We start from the raw sequence: 21,658 nt of genomic DNA, 5'->3' as shown, positions 1-21,658 counted from the left end.
AAAGTGAAACGAAGGATGGAGAAAGTGAAACGATAGAAGTGAAAGTGAAACGATGGATGGAGAAAGTGAAACGATGGAGGTCAAAGTGAAACGATAGAAGCTGAAAGTGAAACGATAGAGCCACCATACTCATACTGGAGCAAAACTCCCATGCTTTGTAAAGGAAGCATGGGAGTTTTTGATTTCCGCACATATTAAATTTGCTCAGGTCCTCATCACCTACTTTCTTCGTCCCCCCTTGCAAAACAAAAGCCCTCTCCTGCCCCTGCCACACGACACAAAAAGCCAATGGCACCTTCATGACATTGGCTTATGGTCATATCCCCTACAATGATTCAAATTCACTTACAATCTCACCAAAATAAGCGAGGGCGGATTCAATTGGTTCTGGTGTGGTCAGGTCCACGCCGGCCTTTTTCAACAAATCCAGTGGATATTCAGAGCTTCCGCTTTTTAGGAAGGTTAAATAGTCCTCCAGAGCGCCTTCTTCCTTATCTAAGATGCGTTTGGCAATCTGGATAGAGGAAGCGAAGCCTGTGGCGTATTTATAGACGTAAAATGGACGGTAGAAATGCGGGATGCGTGACCATCCGTATTTTACTTCATCATCAAACACGATGTCGGGTCCATTGTACTCACGAAATAGGTCTTCATAAATTTTATTAAACCTCTCAGCATTTAACGGTTCATCCTGCTCAATTAATTCATGGGTTTGTTTCTCAAAATCAGCGAACATCACCTGGGTAAAGAAGGTGCCTCGGAACTGATCCATGAAGTGGTTGAGTAGATATTTTCGTACGTCATTATCAGTGGAGTGCTCGAGTAAATGATGGATAAGCAGCACTTCATTTACTGTTGAAGCTACCTCTGCCACAAAGATGGTATAGCTCGCAGTGATTTGTGGTTGATGGGTGCTTGAGTAATGGCTGTGCATGGCGTGCCCCATCTCGTGTGCTAGCGTGAATAAGCTGTCAAGATCATCATGATGGTTTAAAAGTACAAAGGGATGTACGCCATAAACCCCCATATTATAAGCGCCAGAGCGTTTGGCAGGTGTTTCCCGCACATCAATGTACCGTTTCTCTTTAAATTCCTTTAGGGTCTCTATATATTCCTCACCTAAAGGAGCAAGGGCTGTAAGCATGGTTTCATAAGCTTCTTCATAAGAGATATCTTTTTTGGCGCCGCTCACAAGCGATACGTTTAGGTCATATTGTCTAAGCTCGTCGACACCGAGTATCTGCTTACGTAAAGCAGTGTAGCGATGATAGGGTTCCAAATTATTCTTTGCTGTAGCGATCAGATTCTCATAGACCTCAGTTGGTACCTTGTCCGTGAATAATGACTTACCAAGTGCTGACTCATACTGACGTAGCTTTGAAAGGGTTACATTATTTTTGATCGCTGCTGATAGTGTCGAGGCGATCGTATTGTTTAACTGAACATACGGCTTATAATACGCAAAATACGCTTCCTTCCGTTTGCTGCGATCTTCATCCTCAATGAGCTTCGAGTACATGCCGCGGGTCATTTCCACTTTCTCGCCGTCTTCATTCGTGACCGTGCCAAACTGAATGTCCGCATTGTTTAGCATACCGTAGGTTCGGTCAGGTGACGAAAGGGCTTCTCCTAATGCAGATAGGACTTCTTCTTTTTCCTTAGTCAGCACGTGCGCTTTGTATCTGAAAGAGTCCCAAAGCTCTTCTTCAAAGTATTCAAGCTCCTTCACTTCCTCTATGTAGGACTTTAACGTCTTTTCTTCAAGAGTAAGAAGGAATGGCATGAAAAATGAAGTAGCTGAGCCTACTTTTACACTGACCTGTGTAGCGCGATCCTTTAGGGATTGGGCGTTAGAGTCTCTTGTATCAATATCAGTACTAAACATCGCATAGGCGTACACCTGGGTAAAGATAAAACTTAGATCCTCTTGTTTCTTTAAAAACTCGTACAAGGATTGTCCATCCTTTATATTCCCATCGTACTCGGATAGATCTTTAGCTAACGCTTCAACTTTCTTTAAATCGCTGTGCCAATCAACTTCCTCCGGGTATAGATCTTGCAGATTCCACTTTTCTTCCTCGGGTATTTCCTGCCTGCTTTTGTATGTGGTCATCCTGTCACTCCTTTAATTAAATCGTAAGCATAGTGTAGCATGAATGAGAAAGAATCTCTCTTTAAAGGTATGCATCTTTGCTGCTTCACATACAAGATCTTTAGGTTTTCTTTAAGCGGATTTGTCTCATTACAATAAGCAGGACGGGAATGCCAACTATGACGCCAAATGTGGAGCTCCAGACAAGTAGCTTCCAGTTCCCTGTTAAGAGAGCAGCAATAAGAAAAAGGAGGGTCTGGCCAAAGGTGGTAGCAAGGATAACCCTAAGAGCGATTTTTGAACGTTTACTCATGAGTAGACCTCCTTGTTTTAATGATCATCCTGGCCAAACCACCGTTTAAATCGATCCATGAATCGTTCTTTTTCCTGCTTTTGTTCTTCAAGCTTTTCTTGCTCTTCGGGCGAAGTGCAGGCTGATGTTGGTTCTGTTCCCTCTTTAAAATACATTGGTACACCGCCTGGACAAGCGTCGTTCGCGAGTAGACCACTTTGTGGGTCAACCTCCACGCGAGTCACTCCTTGAGGCTTATGGAAGGGTAGCTTTAATTGTCCCTCAAGGGCATGCTCGGTAAAGTTCGCCCAAATTTTCTTAGAGATTGGACCTTCATCATGCTGATTTAGCTCCTGATCACGGTCATGACCGACCCAAACCCCGGTCACCAGCTGCGGCGTGAAACCAACCATCCAGCTGTCCTTAGGGGTAGATCCGGATTTGCCGGCGACTGGTCGATTCAATAATGGGGCCACAGAACTCCCAGTCACGCTGGTATAGCCATTTAATGCAGGATCAAACATGCCTGTCATCATCTCGGTCATCAAAAACGCAGAAACAGGATCGAGTACTTCCTGTAGCTCGGGTTCTTGTTCATACAGGATGGCTCCTTCTGCATCCTCTACCTTTAAAATAAACTGCGGCTCGCTATAAAGCCCTTCATTTGCAAAGGGAACATAGCTATTTGTTAAGTCAAGCAGGCTCACTGCTTGGGAACCTAAGGCAAGAGAGGGAACATTTTTAAATGAACCGAGTCCTAATTTGTCTGCAATCTGTACCAAATTATCCGGTCCGATAAACAGATGTGTTTTAATCGCAAAAATGTTATCAGATACCGCCAGCGCCTGCTGCATCGTTATGAAGTCCTCAGCGTAATGGTTATTAAAATTCTTGGGTGCATACGTTTGTCGCCCATCATCATACACAAACTCTGTTGGTTCACTCATAAAAGTAGAGGCAGCTGTGAAGCCATGCTGTAGTGCCTCGTAATAGAGTAACGGTTTAATGGTTGACCCGGGCTCACGTTTGCTTTGAGTGGCACGATTATAGCTACTTTCAGCGTAATTTACGCCGCCTACCATTGCACGTACACCGCCGGATCTTGGATCAATGGCTACGAGAGACGTTTGTAGTGTCGAATCTGGCATTTCTTCCTGCACCCAATGCTCAGCTTCCTTTTGCATCTTTGGGTCAAGCGTTGTATGGATATGATAGCCGCCTGTTTCTACTTCATCTGCACTAAGGTCAAGAAGAGACGTTAACTGATTGATGACCACATCCTGAAAATAGGGTCCAACCACCTCACTTGTCTGGCTCTCCGTCTCTGCAAAAATAAGCTCCTCTGCTTTTGCTGCTTCCGCTTCTTCGGTAGTAATGTAACCATTTGTCACCATGCTCGTAAGAATTAATTCCTGTCTCGCTTTTGCACGTTCATAATCAGTAACGGGAGAATAATAGCTCGGCCCTTTTGGAACACCTGCAAGCATGGATGCTTCGGCTAAGGTTAATTCATCTGCAGACTTGTCATAGAAAAAATTCGCTGCGGCTTCAATACCATAAGCACCATGCCCATAATAAACGGTATTTAGATAGCCCTCCAGGATGTCCTCCTTGCTGTAATTCATTTCAAGGCGCAGGGCATACATCAGCTCATTCCATTTACGAGTCCAGGTTTTTTCATGTGTTAGATATAGGTTTCGGGCATACTGCTGTGTGATCGTACTTGCACCCTGGGCACTTGAACCAGCTTTGATATTAGCAAGAATGGCCCCACCAATCCGAACCGGATCAAAGCCAAAATGCTTATAAAACTTTCGATCCTCAATCGAAACCGTTGCATCTAAAATATATGGAGACATTTCATTAAATGATAGCCAGTAGCGGTTCTCACCACCGTGGTCTTCCCCAATAACCGAACCATCAGATCCATAGAAAACCGTGGTCTGAGGAACTTGAATCGGCGGTGGCCCCTGCATACGCGTATAAGAAAGCAATCCAAGAATAAAAAGACCAGAAAAAATAAGAGCAAGTAAAATAGACCGTATCGTAAAACGGAGTAACCGGATCTGTCGCTTTTTTTTGCGATTAAGAACCACCTGCATAACAGCTGCCACCTCCTGCGTGACGTTTTTATATACAGGATAGGTTTTCATTCACTTTTTTAAACATGAGCATAAAGAGAATTGGCATGATTCTTTTTTTGCTATATACTTGGCTTGGGTATCGGCAAATAAATAAGAGGTGATGAACATGGAATTATGGTACACAGAAAAACAAACGGAACGCTTTGGAATTACAGCTAAAATTAAACGAACTTTACATACAGAAAAAACTGACTTTCAGCAGCTGGACATGATTGAAACTGAGGAATTCGGCAATATGCTTGTTCTTGATGGCATGGTTATGACAACAGAGAAAGATGAATTTGTTTATCACGAAATGGTGGCGCATGTCCCATTATTCACGCACCCAAATCCAAAACACGTGCTAGTGGTTGGTGGAGGAGATGGAGGCGTCATTCGCGAAGTGCTAAAGCACCCATCTGTGGAGAAAGCGACATTAGTTGAGATTGATGGAAAAGTCGTAGAGTACTCAAAAAAATACCTTCCAACGATTGCCGGAGCACTCGATGATGAAAGAGTAGACGTGCAAATCGCTGACGGCTTCATGCATATTGCTCAATCAGAGAACGAATATGATGTCATCATGGTTGATTCAACCGAACCCGTTGGACCCGCAGTGAAGCTGTTTGAAAAAGGATTTTACGAAGGCATTTCAAAAGCATTAAATGAAGATGGCGTCTTCGTTGCGCAAACAGACAACCCATGGTTCCAACAGGAGTTGATCCGTAACGTGTACAAGGATATAAAAGAAATCTTCCCAATCACACGCGTTTACACAGCAAACATTCCAACCTACCCAAGTGGACTCTGGACCTTCACCATTGGATCCAAAAAGCATGACCCACTTGAAGTAAGTGAAGACCGATTCCACGAAATCGATTCAAAATACTACACAAAAGACATCCACCGCGCAGCATTTGCTCTACCGAAATTTGTTGGCGATCTTTTGAAGTAAGAAAAAAGCTCAGCTGAATGCTGAGCTTTTAACTGTTTAATAGGGATAGACGAAAGCCGAGAATGCGCCTTCGAAAAGCTGCTCAATACCTAGTAAGAGAGGCATTGCCCTTGGTATGGAGTCTGTTGATCTAAGAGAGAACCTAGGTTCTTGGTAAGGAGGTCATCGCTCTTGCTAGTGAACCCGTTCTTCTTGGAGAGGAGCTCTTGGTCTTGGTAAGGAGGTTATTGCTCTTGCTAGTGAGCCCGTTCTTCTTGGAGAAGAGCTCTTGGTCTTGGTAAGGAGGTCATTGCTCTTGCTAGTGAACCTGTTCTTCTTGGAGAAGAGCTCCTGGTCTTGGTAAGGAGGCCATCGCTCTTGCTAGTGAGCCCGTTCTTCTTGGAGAAGAGCTCTTGGTCTTGGTAAGGAGGTCATTGCTCTTGCTAGTGAACCCGTTCTTCTTGGAGAGGAGCTCTTGGTCTTGGTAAGGAGGTCATCGGTCTTGCTAGTGAACCCGTTCTTCTTGGAGAAGAGCTCCTGGTCTTGGTAACGAGGCCATTGCTCTTGCTAGTGAGCCCGTTCTTCTTGGAGAAGAGCTCTTGGTCTTGGTAAGGAGGTCATCACTCTTGCCAATGAGGGTCAAGTCCTTATTATTGTGTAGATAGGCCGACACCTGCGGGATGAAACGGAGGCCACTGAAAAAGAAGCTTTATATGATAGTAAATCTTCTTTCAAACAAAAAAACAGACCTCATTTCCTTAGATAGGAATGTTGGTCATTTTACTGATTGGGAACATGAGCGGAAGGAGAACCCGTAGACTCCTGCGGAACAGAACGCGTCTGAAGACATCGAAGTGGTGGTTTTCCGCTTCGAGGGCTGAGGCCGTTCCCGCGGAAAGCGTAGGGTTCTCCTGTAGCGGCGCCATTAAGCTCATTCTTACATGACTTTTTCAATGGTCTCGATACAAAGGTTCATTGATATAAAGGGGTACAGCCAGATTAGCTCAGGTACTCCCGCGGTAAGCGTGCCTAAATTTTGGGAGCGACGTCGAAGAAACAAAACATGAGCCGCCAAAAAAAGCTTGCCGACCCTCTCCTAAAAAAGAGATGAACCGACAAGCTCTTATTTATTTTATTTCTCGTCTTTTGCTTTACCTACAGTATCTTGCACTTCACCTTTTACTTTATCCTTTTTCCCTTTTGCTTGGAGGGACTTATTATCTGTCGCGTTTCCGGCTTGGTCTTTGACTTCACCTTTGGCTTTATTTACTGCACCTTTAATCTTATCTCCAACACCGTTATCTTTGCTCATGATTGGTTCCTCCTTTTTCTTGTTGTTATATATATATCACGTTTTCCGAAATACTAAACATAAGAGCTTCTTGCATGTGCTGGACAAACTCGCTAAACTTGATAGGTAGGAAGGTGTGCGCCGCATGAATAAACCATTAAAACGACGATTACGTTTAACGTTTCAAACCAATATAGAGCTACATGGCGAGATGGAGTCGTATGAATTTTCAACAGAAGGTGAGTTATACCATAAAAGAAATCAGGATTATTTGAGATTCGTTGAGACATTTGGAGTAGATAGTAAAGTTCAAACGACGATGAAATGGGATGGCGAGGAGCTGACTCTGATACGTCAGGGGGATGTCTTAATGAGGCAGATATTCCGTTCTGGTGAGGAGACGCTTGGGCGGTACGTAACACCAGAGGCCTCCTGGGAAACTAGAGCAGACACTGAATTAGTGATTGTACAATGGCCAAGCTTGCAAAAGCCTAGAGGGAAAATTTATATTCGCTATCAGTTTTTTTTACAGGGTCAGTCAACAGGAACGCATGAAATCAGACTCAAATTAGAAGAAGCAGAAGAATAACCATTACTTATTAGAGGAGCGCGGAATCATGAATAGCGTGGAACAGATTAAACAGGTCTTGAAGGATGAAATTAAGGCAGCGGTGATAGAGGCAGGACTGGCTAAGGCAGAGGAGATTCCAGATATTCTGCTCGAAACACCTAAAGATAAATCACACGGTGACTATGCAACAAACATTGCAATGCAGTTAGCAAGAGTAGCTAAAAAAGCACCTAAACAGATCGCTGAAACGATTGTAGACCAACTGCAAAAAGAAAAAGCATCAGTTTCAGAGGTTCATATTGCGGGCCCAGGTTTTATCAATTTTTATATGGATAAATCGTACCTGCGTGAAGTTATTCAGGATGTGCTCACTAACGCAGAAACGTATGGGGAAAGTGATGCAGGGCAAGGGGAGAAAATCCTTGTAGAGTATGTCTCTGCTAATCCTACAGGTACATTACACCTAGGGCATGCTCGTGGAGCGGCTGTGGGAGATGCGATGTGCAGAATTATGACGAAAGCAGGCTATCAGGTAGGCCGTGAATATTATATTAATGATGCAGGCAATCAAATTAATAATTTGGCATACTCTGTTGAGGCAAGATATAAGCAAGCATTAGGGAAAGATGTAGAAATGCCTGAGGATGGCTATCACGGTAAGGATATTATTGAAATGGGTGAAGAGCTAGCTAAAAGCGAGGGGGATGCTTACTTAAAGCTATCTGATGAGGAGCGATTGCAGGCTTTTCGTCAGTATGGTCTGAATAAAGCATTGGATAAAATTAAGCTGGATCTAGCAGATTACCGTGTGGAGTTTGATTCATATTTTTCTGAAACATCCTTATACGAATCAGGCGTGATTGATCGTACGCTTGATGTTCTGCGTAAACAAGATGAAATATATGAGGAAGACGGAGCAACATGGCTTCGTAGCACAAAATATGGTGATGATAAAGATCGTGTTCTGATTAAGAAGGATGGAAGCTACACGTATCTACTTCCGGATATTGCGTACCATGAGGATAAATTTAATCGCGGGTATGATCGTCTTATTGACATGATGGGAGCGGATCATCACGGCTACATTGCACGGATGAAAGCGGCAATTGAAGCACTTGGCTATGATCCGACTAAGCTCGATATTCAAATCACCCAAATGGTCAGCCTCGTGCAGGGTGGCGAGAAGGTGAAGATGAGTAAGCGGACCGGAAAAGCGGTAACGCTGCGGGAGCTTATGGAAGAGGTTGGTCTTGATGCAACACGTTACTTCTTTGCGATGAGAAGCCTTGATACGCAGCTAGAGTTTGATATGGATCTGGCTGTATCTAAGTCTAATGAGAACCCGGTGTTCTATGTGCAGTACGCGCATGCTCGGGTGTGCAGTATGCTGCGTCAGGGTGAGGAGCTTGGTCTATCCTATAACGCGGAAACAGACTTAACTCCAATCGCTTCTGAAAAAGAATACGATTTACTTAAAGCCATTGGTGATTATCCGGCAGTGGTGGCGGATGCAGCGGCGAAACGCACACCGCATAAGATAGCCAATTATGTACATGATTTGGCGTCCGCCCTGCATAGCTTCTATAATGCAGAGCGTGTCTTAGATGCAGAGCAGCCTGAGAAGAGTGCGGCTCGTTTAGCATTAATGAAATCAACACAAATAACCATCCAGCATGCATTAGCATTACTCGGGGTCGCTGCTCCTGAAAAGATGTAGTCTAACATGGATATTATTTGGTGGATTCTCATAGCAGTCTGTTTTATTCTTGGCTATGCAGGCCTAATCTTCCCGATTGTGCCGTCTGTACTTGTGCTTTGGATTGGATTCTTTATCTATCAGTTTGGCGTAACAGACGGCTCATTAAGCTGGCTCTTTTGGACGGCAGCAGTTATTTTAACGGTTGTTTTAATTGTAGCGGACTTATTAGCGAGTCGGTATTTTGTAAAAAAGTATGGCGGATCGGCCTGGGGTGAGCGAGCGGCGATGGTAGGTGTGATTGTAGGCTCCTTTGTGATCCCACCATTCGGTATTATCGTCGTGCCATTTGTACTGGTTTTAATTATTGAGCTTTATTTACAGCGGGATTTTGAACGTGCTGTGAAGATTGCCTTTGCTTCATTTTTAGCCTTTTTAAGTGGCACAGTCGCAAAGGCGATCATTCAGACAGTGCTAATCATTTGGTTCTTCCTCGAGGCATTTCTTTTCTAAAGAAGGTTTGAAAGCAGGAGAGCAATCTGTTCCTTACCTTTACTGAAAAGAGAGCGATTTTGCAAAGATTCCACTGTTAAGGCTTCAGAGATCGACATGTCGTGTATCAGGCAATCCAACACCTGTTGTACACTCTCTTGATCATATAGAAGGCAGGTCATCTCATTATTCAAATGAAAGCTGCGTTTGTCTAAATTGGATGTTCCTACCCATGCTAAGCTCTGGTCTGTGACCAGGGCTTTTCCGTGGTAAAACCCCTGATCATAGTGATAAACTGACGCTCCTGCTTCCACTAAACGCTCTACATATGAAAGAGAGCCTTCCTTTACCAGAGGATGATCAGACTTCTGCGGCAGAATGAGCTTAACGTCGATACCATTTTGCGCAGCATTTAATAAGGTTTCCTGTACACGAGGACCAGGGATGTAATAGGGAGACCCAAGGTAAATGGAGGAACGCGCCTTTTGCAGTGTTTCAATTAACATTTGCTCAAGAAAGCGCCCATTTGTCGGAACAAGCCGTACCATATGTTTCCCTTTAGTGAGCTTTGGATAGTACTGATTTTTATGAAAATAATCTGCATTTGTTTGCTCAAGATCCTCTAAAAACTGAGATTGAAGATCCTGAACACCGTCACCTTCCAAACGCAAATGCAAATCCCTCCAGAAACCAAATTTAGCTGAGCGGCCAAGGTATTCATCCCCTGCATTAAATCCGCCTATGTACCCGATTTTTCCATCAATGACGGCGATTTTTCGATGATTTCGTTGGTTTAAGGAAAAGAAGATGGTTGGAAAGGTTGGGATATGGCAATAGGTAAACGTGATGCCTGCTTCTCGCAATGTCTTGATGGTTTTTCGTGAAAGCTTTGAACCGATCCAGTCAACCATTAAAATAATGTCGATACCTTCTTTGGCCCTGGCTAGTAGCAGATCCACCAACCGTGTACCAATTTGATCCTCTTTAAAGATATAAAACAAAATATGCACGTGATGGTGTGCGTGATGAATATCATGAAACAGTTTTACAAAAAAATCCTCGCCATTATCAATCAAAGAAGCATGTGGATAACGTGTTTCCTGCACTTTTTGGTGAGCTTCTTTTCGCAGTTTAGCCATACCCATGCGATAATCTATCCGAAACCAGATGTATACAAGAATAATGAAGGCGATACTAATGAGTAAAGGTTTCATCTTGGTCTCTCCTTAGAAAGTGATTTTGATCTTACTATGCCCTAAGCCAATAGCTTTCATGAAAAAAGCATTTTGAATTTATCTGAAGGGTCATGATAAGATAAGGTCAAATACTAATGAGGGAGTCTGTTGCTGTATGGAAAAGAAGTCTGTTCCATCTTTAGTTAAAGATCAGCAGCTCATTCTTAAACGGCGTGAGCAGATTATAAAAGGGGCTGTCCGGTTATTTATAGAAAAGGGATTCCACCGCACAACCACTAGAGAAATTGCTAAGGAATCCGGATTTAGTATAGGAACGCTTTATGAATACATTGGCACAAAGGAAGATGTGCTTTACTTGGTCTGCGATGCCATATATGAGGAAGTCACAGAACGGCTAAAGAAACAACTTTATACGTCGGGTTCTGCTGTGGAACGATTAGAAGCAGCGATACGCGCATATTTTACCGTCATTGATTCCATGCAGGATGAAGTGCTTGTTATGTATCAAGAGACAAAGTCTTTACCAAAAGAAACTCTTCCTTATGTGTTAAAAAAAGAAGAAGAGATGGCGGCTATGATGGAAGAAATGGTCTCTGCGTGTAACCAAGAGGGTGTTTTTCAATTCACAGACAAAGAGCAAAAGCTGTTCACGCATAATTTGTTAGTGGCAGGACAAATGTGGACGTTCAGAAGATGGGCGATCCGAAAGCATTTTACACTTGATGAATACATAGCTTTGCAGATTAAGAATCTACTAAAGCGAGAGTAAGAACGCTATTTGAGGAAGCTCTAGCATATTTTATGAAAATATGTTTATAATAAAAAAGATGATCTTTAACGGATAATAGACGAATGGGATCGTATAGATAATGGTGAAAGGGCGTGCCCGGTTTGAATTTGAGTACATTGAGTGCTGACGAGATACAGGAAATGTCGATGATAGAGATTACATTTGCTTTAATGCAAGAGAAAAATCAACCAATTGAATATTATGAATTAGTGAATCAAATTGCCGAAATTAAAGGCTTAAGCAAAGAAGATGTGAATAACCGCATATCCTTTTTGTATACCGATTTAAATACAGATGGACGCTTTATCACACTTGGAGAAAATCGTTGGGGCTTAAAATCATGGTACCCTATCGATCAAATTGAAGAGCCTGTTCCGGCTGCTGCACCTAAGAAGAAAAAGAAAAAATCAGCTGACGAGGATGACGATGATCTGGATTTAGTTGATGATAACGAGCTAGATGATTCAGAAGAGGACGAGTTTGAAGATCTGGCAGATGAGCTGGATGAAATCTCTAGCGAGGAAGATTCATCTGAAGAAGATTATGATGAAAAAGACCTTGATGGCTTTGATGATGACGATGACGAAGAAGAGGATGAAGACGACGATTCCTTTGATGATGAGGAAGAAGAAGATCGTTAAGACAAGCACTTGACTTATCCACATTTTCTAGGTAGAATCATCCTTGGGCTTAAGAAATCGTATAATGAACGGATATAGATAAGTAGAAACAAAAGCGAGCGCCCCCTTTACTGGAGGGAGACTGCCGCTTTTGTTTTTTTTGTTTTACCGGCCTTCCCTAAAGAAATAGCGTGACCTGTGGCCACCTAGGTGAGCAATCATAAGGAGAGATCAAGCATGGCAACAAAGTATATTTTCGTTACAGGCGGTGTCGTTTCCTCACTTGGAAAAGGAATTACCGCAGCCTCACTAGGCAGATTATTAAAAAATAGAGGGTTGAGTGTAACCATCCAAAAGTTCGACCCATACATTAACGTGGATCCAGGAACCATGAGTCCCTACCAGCACGGAGAAGTATTTGTCACCGATGATGGAGCAGAGACGGATTTAGACTTAGGTCACTATGAGCGATTTATTGATATTAATTTGAGCCAGAATAGCAACGTAACCACAGGGAAGATCTATTCCTCTGTGCTAAAGAAAGAACGTCGTGGTGATTATCTTGGTGGAACCGTACAAGTTATTCCTCACGTCACTAATGAAATCAAAGAGCGTGTCTTCCGCGCAGGCAGAGAAACAAATGCTGACATCGTTATTACAGAGATCGGCGGAACGGTTGGTGATATCGAAAGCTTACCTTTCCTTGAAGCGATTCGCCAAATCAAAAGTGATGTAGGTTTTGAAAATGTGATGTACGTACATTGCACACTGATTCCTTATCTAGCAGCTGCAGGGGAAATGAAATCAAAACCTACTCAGCACAGTGTCAAAGAACTGCGTTCACTAGGCATTCAGCCGAACGTCATTGTGGTTCGTACAGAACGCCCAGTGCCACACGAAATGAAAGAGAAAATTGCTTTGTTCTGCGATATTCGTAAAGAAGCAGTCATTGAAGCGGAAGATGCAGATGTGTTATACCAAGTCACATTAGCCTTGCAAAAGCAAAAGCTAGATGACATCGTATGTGATCATCTGAAGTTAGAAACCAAGCAAGCAGATATGACAGAATGGGAAGAGTTAGTCGAACGCGTGCGTAACTTGAAGCAGACCGTCCGTATCGGGCTTGTAGGTAAATACGTATCCCTACCAGATGCCTATCTTTCTGTAGCAGAAGCGTTGCGCCACGCCGGTTACGCATACGACGCTGATATAAAAATCGAATGGATCAATGCAGAGGAAGTAACAGATGAAAATGTCGCTGACCTTCTTCAAAATGTGGATGGAGTCTTAGTCCCAGGTGGGTTTGGAGACCGTGGAATTGAAGGGAAAATCACGGCAATCCGCTATGCACGAGAAAACAAGGTACCTTTCCTAGGCATTTGCCTTGGCATGCAGCTCGCCTCCGTAGAATACGCGCGCAATGTGCTGAATCTAGAAGGCGCAAACTCAGCAGAGCTTAACCCAGACACACCATACCCAGTCATTGACCTCCTTCCAGAGCAGAAGGACATCGAAGACTTAGGCGGAACTCTTCGCCTCGGGTTATATGCATGCAAACTGCAAGAAGGCTCAGTTGCCAAAGCGGCATACGGCGAGCAAGTCATCTACGAAAGACATCGCCACCGCTATGAATTCAATAATGAATACCGTGCCCAAATGGAAGCGAAAGGCTTTATCTTCTCGGGCACAAGCCCAGACGGACGCCTTGTCGAAATCATCGAACTAGCCGACCATCCATACTTTGTCGCATCCCAGTTCCACCCTGAATTCGTCTCAAGACCAACCCGTCCACAGCCACTATTCAGAGATTTTATCAAAGCTTCACTGAACTAAATTTAGAAGAAAGATGCGTAACGAAGAGTTGCGCATCTTTTTTTTGTTGGGAATGTTGTGCAGAAGCCGTTACGAGCTCTATGGAAGAGGGGGAGGGGCATTCAGAATTTGTGGGAAAGCTCGCTAAAATTAATTAAGCCCTCACCGCTCAGAACCCACTAACCTATCACTCAAGCTCCATCAACATATCCTTTAATGTAAGTGAGAGATAAAAATAGGCATAGAGTCCAAGCAAGGAAGCTGGATAGCCGATGCGAGAGCCATTATCCGTTGGAACTAAGCTGTGTTGAATGCCTAGATTAAGAATAATGTCGGAAAAAGACACTAGAGAATCATCGGCGTTCCCTGTTAAGGTTGTAATAGAAAGAAAAGGGATTCCTTTTTGATGTAAACTTTTTGCTAGGGCAACAGCCTCGGGATCGTCTGAGGATCGCGTTGCTAAGATGATACGGTCCCTATCTGACAGCTGTTTACATGCCTCGTCAGTGAATGCGGCTGCTTGTATTAGCGGTTCTTTTCCATGCAATGCTTCGGCTTGAATAGCTTTCATTTCTCCGTAAGCAGCGATATAAATGGTCCCGCCAGAGATGGCGGCTTGAGCTAAAAGGCGTGCGGCGTCTTCTAGTTGTTCTTCTTGCTTTTGAAGGAATTCCTTTGTAAGTCCAGTTAATTGTGTGGTAAAGATACGAAGCATGATTTGACTCCTTTTTAGATGATTTGCTTTTATGATTGTAACAAACTTCAATATTTCATGCCTTTGAAACATTTTTCGAGGAATTTTAACAATCTGCAAAACAAAAGAAGGAATCCCTATGCATCACACCGAAAATAGTCCATTAGATCTAAAGAATGCTTAGAGCATAAGGGGGGATTTTATTGAAGAAATTACTCGTAGTTGATGATCAGTATGGCATACGTGTTCTTCTCAATGAAATTTTGCAGAAAGACGGATATATAGTATTTCAAGCGGCGAATGGAGTCCAGGCGATTAAGACTGTTGAAGAGGAGAACCCGGATTTAATTCTTTTAGATATGAAGATTCCGGGGATGGATGGATTGGAAATTCTTCGCAGAATTAAGTCGACACATCCTAACATTAAGGTCGTCATGATGACAGCTTATGGAGAATTAAATTTAATTAATGAAGCGATCAGGTTAGGGGCGGCTACGTACTTCTCTAAACCGTTTGATATTGATGATGTAAGGCAAGTAATACGTGATCATCTATAGAAAAAAACGACATCCTACATGTGTGGATTTTAAAAAAAACGTTAAATCTACAGTGTGAAAGGGGTGTTTTTGACGTATAATATGCTATAATGGACACGTTCCGATGAACCACGGGTAACCGATGTGTACATTGAATCACGTAAGTAGTACATAGTATTAAATGGTTATGCACACGAGGGTATTAGGTGTGAGGCTTGTACTGACTTATTATCGAAATTATGCTTGTTTTAACACCGCTGTGTGAAAAAATTAGCAATATATATTAGGAGGATCATTATGCCTTTAGTATCAATGACAGACATGCTGAACAAAGCAAAAGCAGAGGGTTATGCTGTTGGACAGTTTAACTTAAACAACCTTGAGTTTACTCAAGCGATTCTTCAAGCAGCCAAAGAGGAGAACTCTCCGGTTATTCTTGGTGTTTCTGAAGGGGCCGCTCGTTACATGGGTGGATTTAGAACAATTGTTGTTTTAGTTGAAGCTTTAATGGAAGAGTATGGTGTAGATGTACCAGTTGCTATTCACCTTGACCACGGCTCTAGCCTTGAAAGCTGTGCCAAAGCAATCCGCGCAGGATTTACTTCTGTAATGATTGATGGTTCACATCATCCACTTGAAGAAAACATTGCTCTTACTAAACGTGTAGTTGAAATGGCTCACGCAGTTGGAGTTTCCGTTGAGGCTGAGCTTGGCCGTATTGGTGGACAAGAGGACGATCTGATTGTAGATGATGCAGAAGCTGCTTATGCGATTCCTGAAGAGTGTAAAGAGCTAGTTGAAGCTACAAATGTAGATTGCTTTGCTCCCGCTTTAGGTTCAGTTCATGGTCCATACAAAGGTGAGCCGAATCTTGGATTTGACCACATGAAAACCATCGACGGTCTAGTCGGTATTCCACTTGTTCTTCATGGTGGAACAGGAATTCCTACAAAAGACGTTCAAAAAGCGATTGAATTTGGACATGCCAAAATCAACGTAAATACAGAAAGCCAAATTTCTTCAGCTAAAGCAGTACGTGAAACACTTGCTGCAAAACCTGAAGAGTACGATCCACGTAAATATCTTGGACCAGCAAGAGATGCGATTAAAGCAACAGTTGCTGGGAAAATGAAAGAGTTTGGCTCTTCCAACAAGGCTTAATAGGGGAAACATGATAAAAGCAGTTCAGCGGAACTGCTTTTATCGATTTCATGCTCGTTAATATACTAATCTTAAGAAAGCGATGTGATTTGGGTGAAATTTTTTATAGATACAGCCAACATTGATGAAATTCGCGAAGCAAAAGAATTAGGTATTCTAGCAGGAGTAACAACGAATCCATCTTTAGTAGCTAAGGAAGGCGTTGATTTTCACGATCGTTTACGTGAAATCACGGATCTAGTTTCTGAGTCTGTTAGTGCGGAGGTTATTGCACTGGATGCGGAGACAATGATTAACGAAGGAAAAGAGCTGGCGGCCATTGCCCCTAATATTACGGTGAAGGTTCCTATGACACCGGATGGTTTAAAAGCAGTCCATGCCTTTTCTGAATTAGGTATTAAAACAAATGTGACACTGGTTTTCTCTCCGGTACAAGCATTGCTGGCCGCACGTGCAGGGGCAACCTATGTATCTCCTTTTCTAGGAAGACTTGATGATATTGGACATGACGGGCTTGATTTGATTGACCAAATTGCGGCGATCTTTGAGACACACAAGCTACCAACTGAAATCATTGCTGCTTCGGTTCGCCATCCTGTACATGTAACAGAGGCAGCCATTAGAGGTGCACATATTGCCACCATTCCTCTAAAAGTCATTAAGCAGCTGACAAAGCATCCGCTAACAGATCAAGGAATTGAGAAGTTTCTTGCGGATTGGGAGAATCGTAAGTAAAGATTTTCTCTGTGAAAATGATGGGCCCACAAGGATTTGGTTTGACGTAATGCGGTTCCGTTCTTCTGCCCAGTTTATCATTCATATCCGGTTAGAAAAAAGCAGGATCTGGATATACTGGTTAGAAGAACGGGATGAGGAAAGAAAGGGTGCGATCATGGATAAATTAATGATTGAAGGCGGTTATCCCTTAGAGGGGACCGTGCAAATAGGCGGCGCTAAAAATAGTGCTGTTGCTCTTATTCCAGCTGCTATTTTAGCTGATAGTCCAGTGACCATAGATAACCTCCCAGCCATTTCAGATGTAGAGCTTTTAGCAGAGCTTTTAAGAGAAATAGGTGGGGAGGTTCAATTAAGTGATCATGAAATGACCATTCAACCGGAGAATATGTTCTCTATGCCTTTGCCGAATGGTCGAGTGAAGCAATTGCGAGCTTCCTATTATTTGATGGGCGCGATGCTCGGTAAGTTTAAAAAAGCAGTAATTGGACTACCAGGAGGCTGTAATTTAGGACCGCGTCCAATTGACCAGCATATTAAAGGCTTTGAAGCGTTAGGTGCCCGGGTAACTAACGAGCAAGGTGCTATTTATTTACGAGCAGATGAATTAAAAGGAGCTCGCATCTATTTAGATGTTGTCAGTGTAGGTGCAACAATTAATATTATGCTTGCTGCTGTGTTGGCAAAAGGACAGACGGTAATCGAGAATGCAGCAAAAGAGCCTGAAATTATTGATGTCGCCACATTGTTAACAAATATGGGAGCCAAAATTAAAGGTGCCGGTACCAATGTCATTCGAATTGATGGCGTGGAGTCCTTACATGGCTGCAGACATTCCATTATTCCGGACCGGATTGAGGCAGGTACATATATGATTTTGGCCGCTGCTATTGGTCAGAAGGTAGTAGTAGACAATATTATTCCGTACCATGTGGAGTCGCTCATTGCTAAATTGAGAGAGATGGGAGTTTCTGTAGAAGAACGAGACGACCAGGTATTAATCTCGAATCATAAAGCAAAAACAGGTGTAGATATTAAAACGCTTGTTTATCCAGGGTTTCCCACAGACCTTCAGCAACCGTTTACAACGCTTTTGACTCAGGCTGAAGGCTCAAGTATCGTGACAGATACGATTTATAATGCACGGTTTAAACACATTGATGAGCTCCGGAGAATGGGTGCAGACGTTAAGGTTGAAGGGCGCTCAGCCATTATAAACGGCGCTAGCGCACTTCAGGGAGCTAAAGTTCGTGCCAGTGATCTTCGTGCCGGAGCGGCCTTGCTGATTGCAGGCTTAATGGCCGACGGAGTCACTGAATTATCTGGACTTGAGCATGTCGACCGTGGCTATGAGAATTTAGAAGAAAAGCTTGTTGGTTTAGGTGCCCGAATCTGGCGTGAGCAAATGTCAGAGGAAGAACGGGAGCAAGTAAAAAGCTAAAGATACACTAGAGATGAAACAATACGCTTGGAAGGGGTTTGGACATGGAAAGAAGTTTATCAATGGAGCTTGTACGTGTAACAGAAGCAGCTGCGCTAGCATCAGGAAGATGGATGGGGAGAGGCAATAAAGAAGAGGCGGATAGAGCTGCAACAGAAGCGATGCGCGATGTATTTGACACCATCCCGATGAAAGGTACAGTGGTAATCGGTGAAGGTGAAATGGATGAAGCACCTATGCTTTATATCGGGGAGAAACTAGGAAATGGTTATGGCCCTAGAGTTGATATTGCTGTGGACCCTCTTGAAGGAACCAACATTGTTGCATATGGACAGTGGAACGCGCTTGCAGTGCTAGCTGTTGCTGATAACGGACAACTTCTTAACGCCCCGGACATGTATATGGAAAAAATCGCAGTTGGACCCGAGTCGGTTGGACTTGTCGATATAAATGCCCCGGTCATTGATAATCTTCGAGCCGTGGCCAAAGCGAAAAATAAGGATGTTGAAGACTTAGTTGTAACCATTCTTAACCGCAAACGCCATGAACAAATGATTCAGGATATCCGTGCAGCTGGTGCTCGTATTAAGCTACTTCCTGATGGAGATGTCGCAGCAGCGGTAAATACAGCATTTGATAACACGGGTGTAGATATTATGCTTGGATCAGGTGGCGCCCCAGAAGGAGTCATTGCGGCAGCCGGATTAAAGTGTCTTGGTGGAGAACTACAGGGCAAATTGCTACCTCAAAATGATGCCGAGGTTGAACGCTGTCGTTCCATGGGCATTGAAACCCTGGATAAAGTGTTCTCAATGGATGACCTAGTGGGCGGCGATGATTGCATCTTTGCTGCTACAGGTGTAACGGATGGTGAGCTTTTGCGTGGAGTACGTTACAAAGGACAAAACGCAGACACGCAGTCAATTGTTATGAGAGCAAAATCAGGTACCGTTCGCTTTGTAGACGGCACACATAGTATGAACAAAAAGCCAGATTTAGTTATTCGTTAAATAATTACATCTAGATAGATAAAGATCCGAACGCTGCCGTACATGCATACAAAGCATATGCGCACGGTCGGATTTTTTATATATAAAAGTTATACTCTAGTAAAAAGTTGTGTTGTCGAGATTGTCCCAACCTCTATTTTTGCGCGCCTATTGAATAATCTATGGGTTTTAGGGTAGAATAATATAGTATATATACTCGCTATGTGAATTAGATCCACAAACCTATCTCTCCATGAACCCTCCTATAAAAAAATAAGAGAAAACACGCGAATTCCCAGGTGATCAATAAGAATATTTTTTCCCTATTTTCTACAGAAGAACTCTTATAAACAGGAGCTTTGGCTATTTTGTGCTGTCTTGACAAAGTGAGATAAAGCGGATCAAAAGATGTAGCACCTATTACGATCCAGAATTTTGAAAATTAATAGAAACGTGGTGTAACAATGAGTGTTCACATTGCTGAACTTGAGAAGCTAAAGCTTAAAGAACTCTATGAGCTGGCAAAGGAATATAAGGTTTCCTACTATAGTAAACTAACAAAAAGAGAACTCATTTTTTCTATTTTAAAAGGGCAAGCAGAACAGGATGGCTTAATGTTTATGGAAGGAGTCCTGGACATTATTGCTACCGAAGGATTTGGATTCCTTCGGCCAATTAACTACATGCCGAGTGTAGAGGATATTTATATCTCAGCTTCCCAAATTCGTCGTTTTGACTTACGAAATGGCGATAAGGTATCTGGTAAGGTTCGCCCTCCAAAAGAAAATGAACGATACCATGGGTTGTTGCATGTGGAAGCAGTAAATGGCAAAGCGCCAGAAACATCAAAGGACCGTCCGTATTTCCCGGCCCTCACCCCTTTGTATCCGGAAGTGAAGATTGAACTTGAATCAAAGCCTGGTCGTATTTCCTCACGAATCATTGACCTTATTTCTCCCATCGGTTTTGGACAACGTGGCTTAATTGTGGCTCCACCAAAAGCCGGTAAGACGTCACTAATGAAAGAAGTAGCCAACAGCATCGCAGACAATCACCCAGATGTGGAACTGATTGTGCTACTAATCGATGAGCGACCTGAGGAAGTAACAGATATTGAGCGCTCTGTAAAAGGTGAAGTGGTTAGCTCTACGTTTGATGAGTTACCTGAAAACCATATCAAAGTGGCTGAGCTCGTTCTTGAACGGGCCATGCGTCTGGTTGAACACAAAAAAGACGTCGTCATCTTAATGGACAGTATTACCCGTTTAGCTAGAGCGTATAATCTTCATGTGCCACCAAGTGGACGTACACTTTCAGGAGGGATTGACCCAGCAGCCTTCCACCGTCCAAAACGATTTTTTGGAGCAGCGCGTAACATCGAGGAAGGCGGTAGCTTAACCATCCTTGCCACCGCATTAATTGAAACAGGCTCTCGTATGGACGATGTCATCTATGAAGAATTCAAAGGAACAGGGAACATGGAGCTCCACCTAGATCGTAAGCTATCTGAGCGCCGCATCTTCCCATCTATCGATATCCGTCGTTCAGGCACACGTAAGGAAGAGCTGCTTATTTCTAAGCCGCATTTAGATAAACTCTGGACCATCCGTAAGACTATGAATGATTCTCCAGAATACGTCGACCAGTTTATTAAACGAGTAAAAGAAACAAAAACAAACGAAGAGTTCTTCGATGAGCTCGAACAAGAAATGAAAGGCGTTAGAAAACGCCCGATTAGCACAAAGTCATAAAAGTAAAACTTGTTGATAAATCTCCTGAAGTGAGATTATCAACAAGTTTTTTTGTTTTGGAGAGATGCGCATTAGCGGTAGCGGAGATGATGCGGGAGGCGGCGCCCGGTGTAACCCATCTGCGCGCACATTTTAATCAAGATCGCGCATTTAAAGTGAAGTTCCGCGCATTCTGAAATTTTTCGAGCAAAACTGGTCTAGAATCGCGCATGATGTGTCTGATTCCGCGCAATTTCGATTTTTTCGAGCACAGGCAATGTAAAATCGCGCATTATGAATTAGCGAGGAGATGATGCGGGAGGCGGAGCACTGCGTAACCCGTCAGCGCGCACATTTCATCAAAATCGCGCATTATAAATGGAGTTGGTGGTGCACCCCAAAAGTTAGAGGACAAATCTAACGTTTGGGGTGTTTTTATATGAGTAAATATAGTGAGGAATTC

General features: G+C 43.1%; 19 protein-coding genes. 13 read left to right on the top strand and 6 right to left on the bottom strand.

Annotated features, from left to right (window positions below; all coding sequences use genetic code 11):
* Positions 1-325: 325 nt before the first annotated feature.
* From pepF to FN960_RS18510, 3 genes are all read right to left on the bottom strand, one after another.
* Complete coding sequence (gene pepF / locus FN960_RS18520) at positions 326-2,113, bottom strand: oligoendopeptidase F (protein ID WP_143850361.1); 1,788 nt, start codon at positions 2,111-2,113, stop codon at positions 326-328.
* Positions 2,114-2,213: 100 nt separating this feature from the next.
* Positions 2,214-2,405, bottom strand: coding sequence for a hypothetical protein (locus FN960_RS18515; RefSeq protein WP_143850360.1), 192 nt, complete (start codon positions 2,403-2,405; stop codon positions 2,214-2,216).
* Positions 2,406-2,422: 17 nt separating this feature from the next.
* A complete protein-coding gene (locus FN960_RS18510; RefSeq protein ID WP_143850359.1) occupies positions 2,423-4,486 on the bottom strand; it encodes a transglycosylase domain-containing protein in 2,064 nt (687 codons plus the stop codon).
* 148 nt (positions 4,487-4,634) lie between these two features.
* On the opposite strand from FN960_RS18510, the gene speE reads away from it, so the two are divergent.
* The gene (speE, locus tag FN960_RS18505; RefSeq protein ID WP_143850358.1) at positions 4,635-5,462 is read left to right on the top strand and encodes a spermidine synthase; all 828 of its coding nucleotides are present in this window, start codon (positions 4,635-4,637) and stop codon (positions 5,460-5,462) included.
* A gap of 1,111 nt (positions 5,463-6,573) precedes the next feature.
* Here speE and FN960_RS18500 read toward each other — a convergent pair.
* Positions 6,574-6,753: a CsbD family protein gene (locus FN960_RS18500; protein ID WP_143850357.1), complete on the bottom strand. Its 180-nt coding sequence runs from the start codon at positions 6,751-6,753 to the stop codon at positions 6,574-6,576.
* Between the two features lie 124 nt (positions 6,754-6,877).
* Between FN960_RS18500 and FN960_RS18495 the strand changes: the two genes are divergently transcribed.
* The 3 genes from FN960_RS18495 to FN960_RS18485 are packed head-to-tail and all read left to right on the top strand — an operon-like array spanning position 6,878 to position 9,512.
* The gene (locus tag FN960_RS18495; protein ID WP_143850356.1) at positions 6,878-7,321 is read left to right on the top strand and encodes a YwiB family protein; all 444 of its coding nucleotides are present in this window, start codon (positions 6,878-6,880) and stop codon (positions 7,319-7,321) included.
* A gap of 28 nt (positions 7,322-7,349) precedes the next feature.
* On the top strand, positions 7,350-9,020 hold the full coding sequence (gene argS, locus FN960_RS18490) for an arginine--tRNA ligase (RefSeq protein WP_143850355.1): 1,671 nt from the start codon (positions 7,350-7,352) through the stop codon (positions 9,018-9,020).
* A 6-nt stretch (positions 9,021-9,026) separates the two neighbouring features.
* The gene (locus tag FN960_RS18485) at positions 9,027-9,512 is read left to right on the top strand and encodes a DUF456 domain-containing protein (RefSeq protein WP_143850354.1); all 486 of its coding nucleotides are present in this window, start codon (positions 9,027-9,029) and stop codon (positions 9,510-9,512) included.
* Here FN960_RS18485 and cls read toward each other — a convergent pair.
* The gene (cls, locus tag FN960_RS18480; protein ID WP_143850353.1) at positions 9,509-10,705 is read right to left on the bottom strand and encodes a cardiolipin synthase; all 1,197 of its coding nucleotides are present in this window, start codon (positions 10,703-10,705) and stop codon (positions 9,509-9,511) included. The two genes, FN960_RS18485 and cls, sit on opposite strands and share 4 nt — an antisense overlap.
* Positions 10,706-10,841: 136 nt before the next feature.
* Between cls and FN960_RS18475 the strand changes: the two genes are divergently transcribed.
* The 3 genes from FN960_RS18475 (at position 10,842) to pyrG (ending at position 13,930) form a co-directional block, all read left to right on the top strand.
* Entirely contained in the window at positions 10,842-11,456 is a 615-nt protein-coding gene (locus tag FN960_RS18475; RefSeq protein ID WP_143850352.1) for a TetR/AcrR family transcriptional regulator, read from the top strand.
* 113 nt (positions 11,457-11,569) lie between these two features.
* A complete protein-coding gene (gene rpoE, locus FN960_RS18470) occupies positions 11,570-12,118 on the top strand; it encodes a DNA-directed RNA polymerase subunit delta (RefSeq protein WP_438799903.1) in 549 nt (182 codons plus the stop codon).
* Between the two features lie 216 nt (positions 12,119-12,334).
* Positions 12,335-13,930, top strand: coding sequence for a CTP synthase (pyrG, locus tag FN960_RS18465; RefSeq protein WP_143850350.1), 1,596 nt, complete (start codon positions 12,335-12,337; stop codon positions 13,928-13,930).
* Positions 13,931-14,096: 166 nt separating this feature from the next.
* Here the strand turns inward: pyrG and FN960_RS18460 are convergent, their stop codons facing one another.
* Entirely contained in the window at positions 14,097-14,624 is a 528-nt protein-coding gene (locus FN960_RS18460) for a DUF2529 family protein (RefSeq protein ID WP_185971106.1), read from the bottom strand.
* Between the two features lie 182 nt (positions 14,625-14,806).
* Between FN960_RS18460 and FN960_RS18455 the strand changes: the two genes are divergently transcribed.
* From FN960_RS18455 to rho, 6 genes are all read left to right on the top strand, one after another.
* Complete coding sequence (locus FN960_RS18455; RefSeq protein ID WP_306461628.1) at positions 14,807-15,160, top strand: response regulator; 354 nt, start codon at positions 14,807-14,809, stop codon at positions 15,158-15,160.
* Positions 15,161-15,436: 276 nt separating this feature from the next.
* Positions 15,437-16,300, top strand: a complete 864-nt coding sequence (gene fba / locus FN960_RS18450) for a class II fructose-1,6-bisphosphate aldolase (RefSeq protein WP_143850347.1) — start codon at positions 15,437-15,439, stop codon at positions 16,298-16,300.
* A 93-nt stretch (positions 16,301-16,393) separates the two neighbouring features.
* Positions 16,394-17,035: a fructose-6-phosphate aldolase gene (gene fsa / locus FN960_RS18445; RefSeq protein WP_143850346.1), complete on the top strand. Its 642-nt coding sequence runs from the start codon at positions 16,394-16,396 to the stop codon at positions 17,033-17,035.
* Between the two features lie 157 nt (positions 17,036-17,192).
* Complete coding sequence (murA, locus tag FN960_RS18440; protein WP_143850345.1) at positions 17,193-18,476, top strand: UDP-N-acetylglucosamine 1-carboxyvinyltransferase; 1,284 nt, start codon at positions 17,193-17,195, stop codon at positions 18,474-18,476.
* A gap of 44 nt (positions 18,477-18,520) precedes the next feature.
* On the top strand, positions 18,521-19,486 hold the full coding sequence (gene glpX / locus FN960_RS18435) for a class II fructose-bisphosphatase (RefSeq protein ID WP_143850344.1): 966 nt from the start codon (positions 18,521-18,523) through the stop codon (positions 19,484-19,486).
* A gap of 443 nt (positions 19,487-19,929) precedes the next feature.
* Positions 19,930-21,216: a transcription termination factor Rho gene (gene rho / locus FN960_RS18430; protein WP_143850343.1), complete on the top strand. Its 1,287-nt coding sequence runs from the start codon at positions 19,930-19,932 to the stop codon at positions 21,214-21,216.
* The last annotated feature ends 442 nt before the right edge of the window (positions 21,217-21,658 follow it).

It is taken from the genome of Alkalicoccobacillus porphyridii, assembly GCF_007293315.1.
Classification (GTDB): domain Bacteria; phylum Bacillota; class Bacilli; order Bacillales; family Bacillaceae_D; genus Alkalicoccobacillus; species Alkalicoccobacillus porphyridii.
This window is presented reverse-complemented; position numbering and strand designations above follow the sequence as displayed.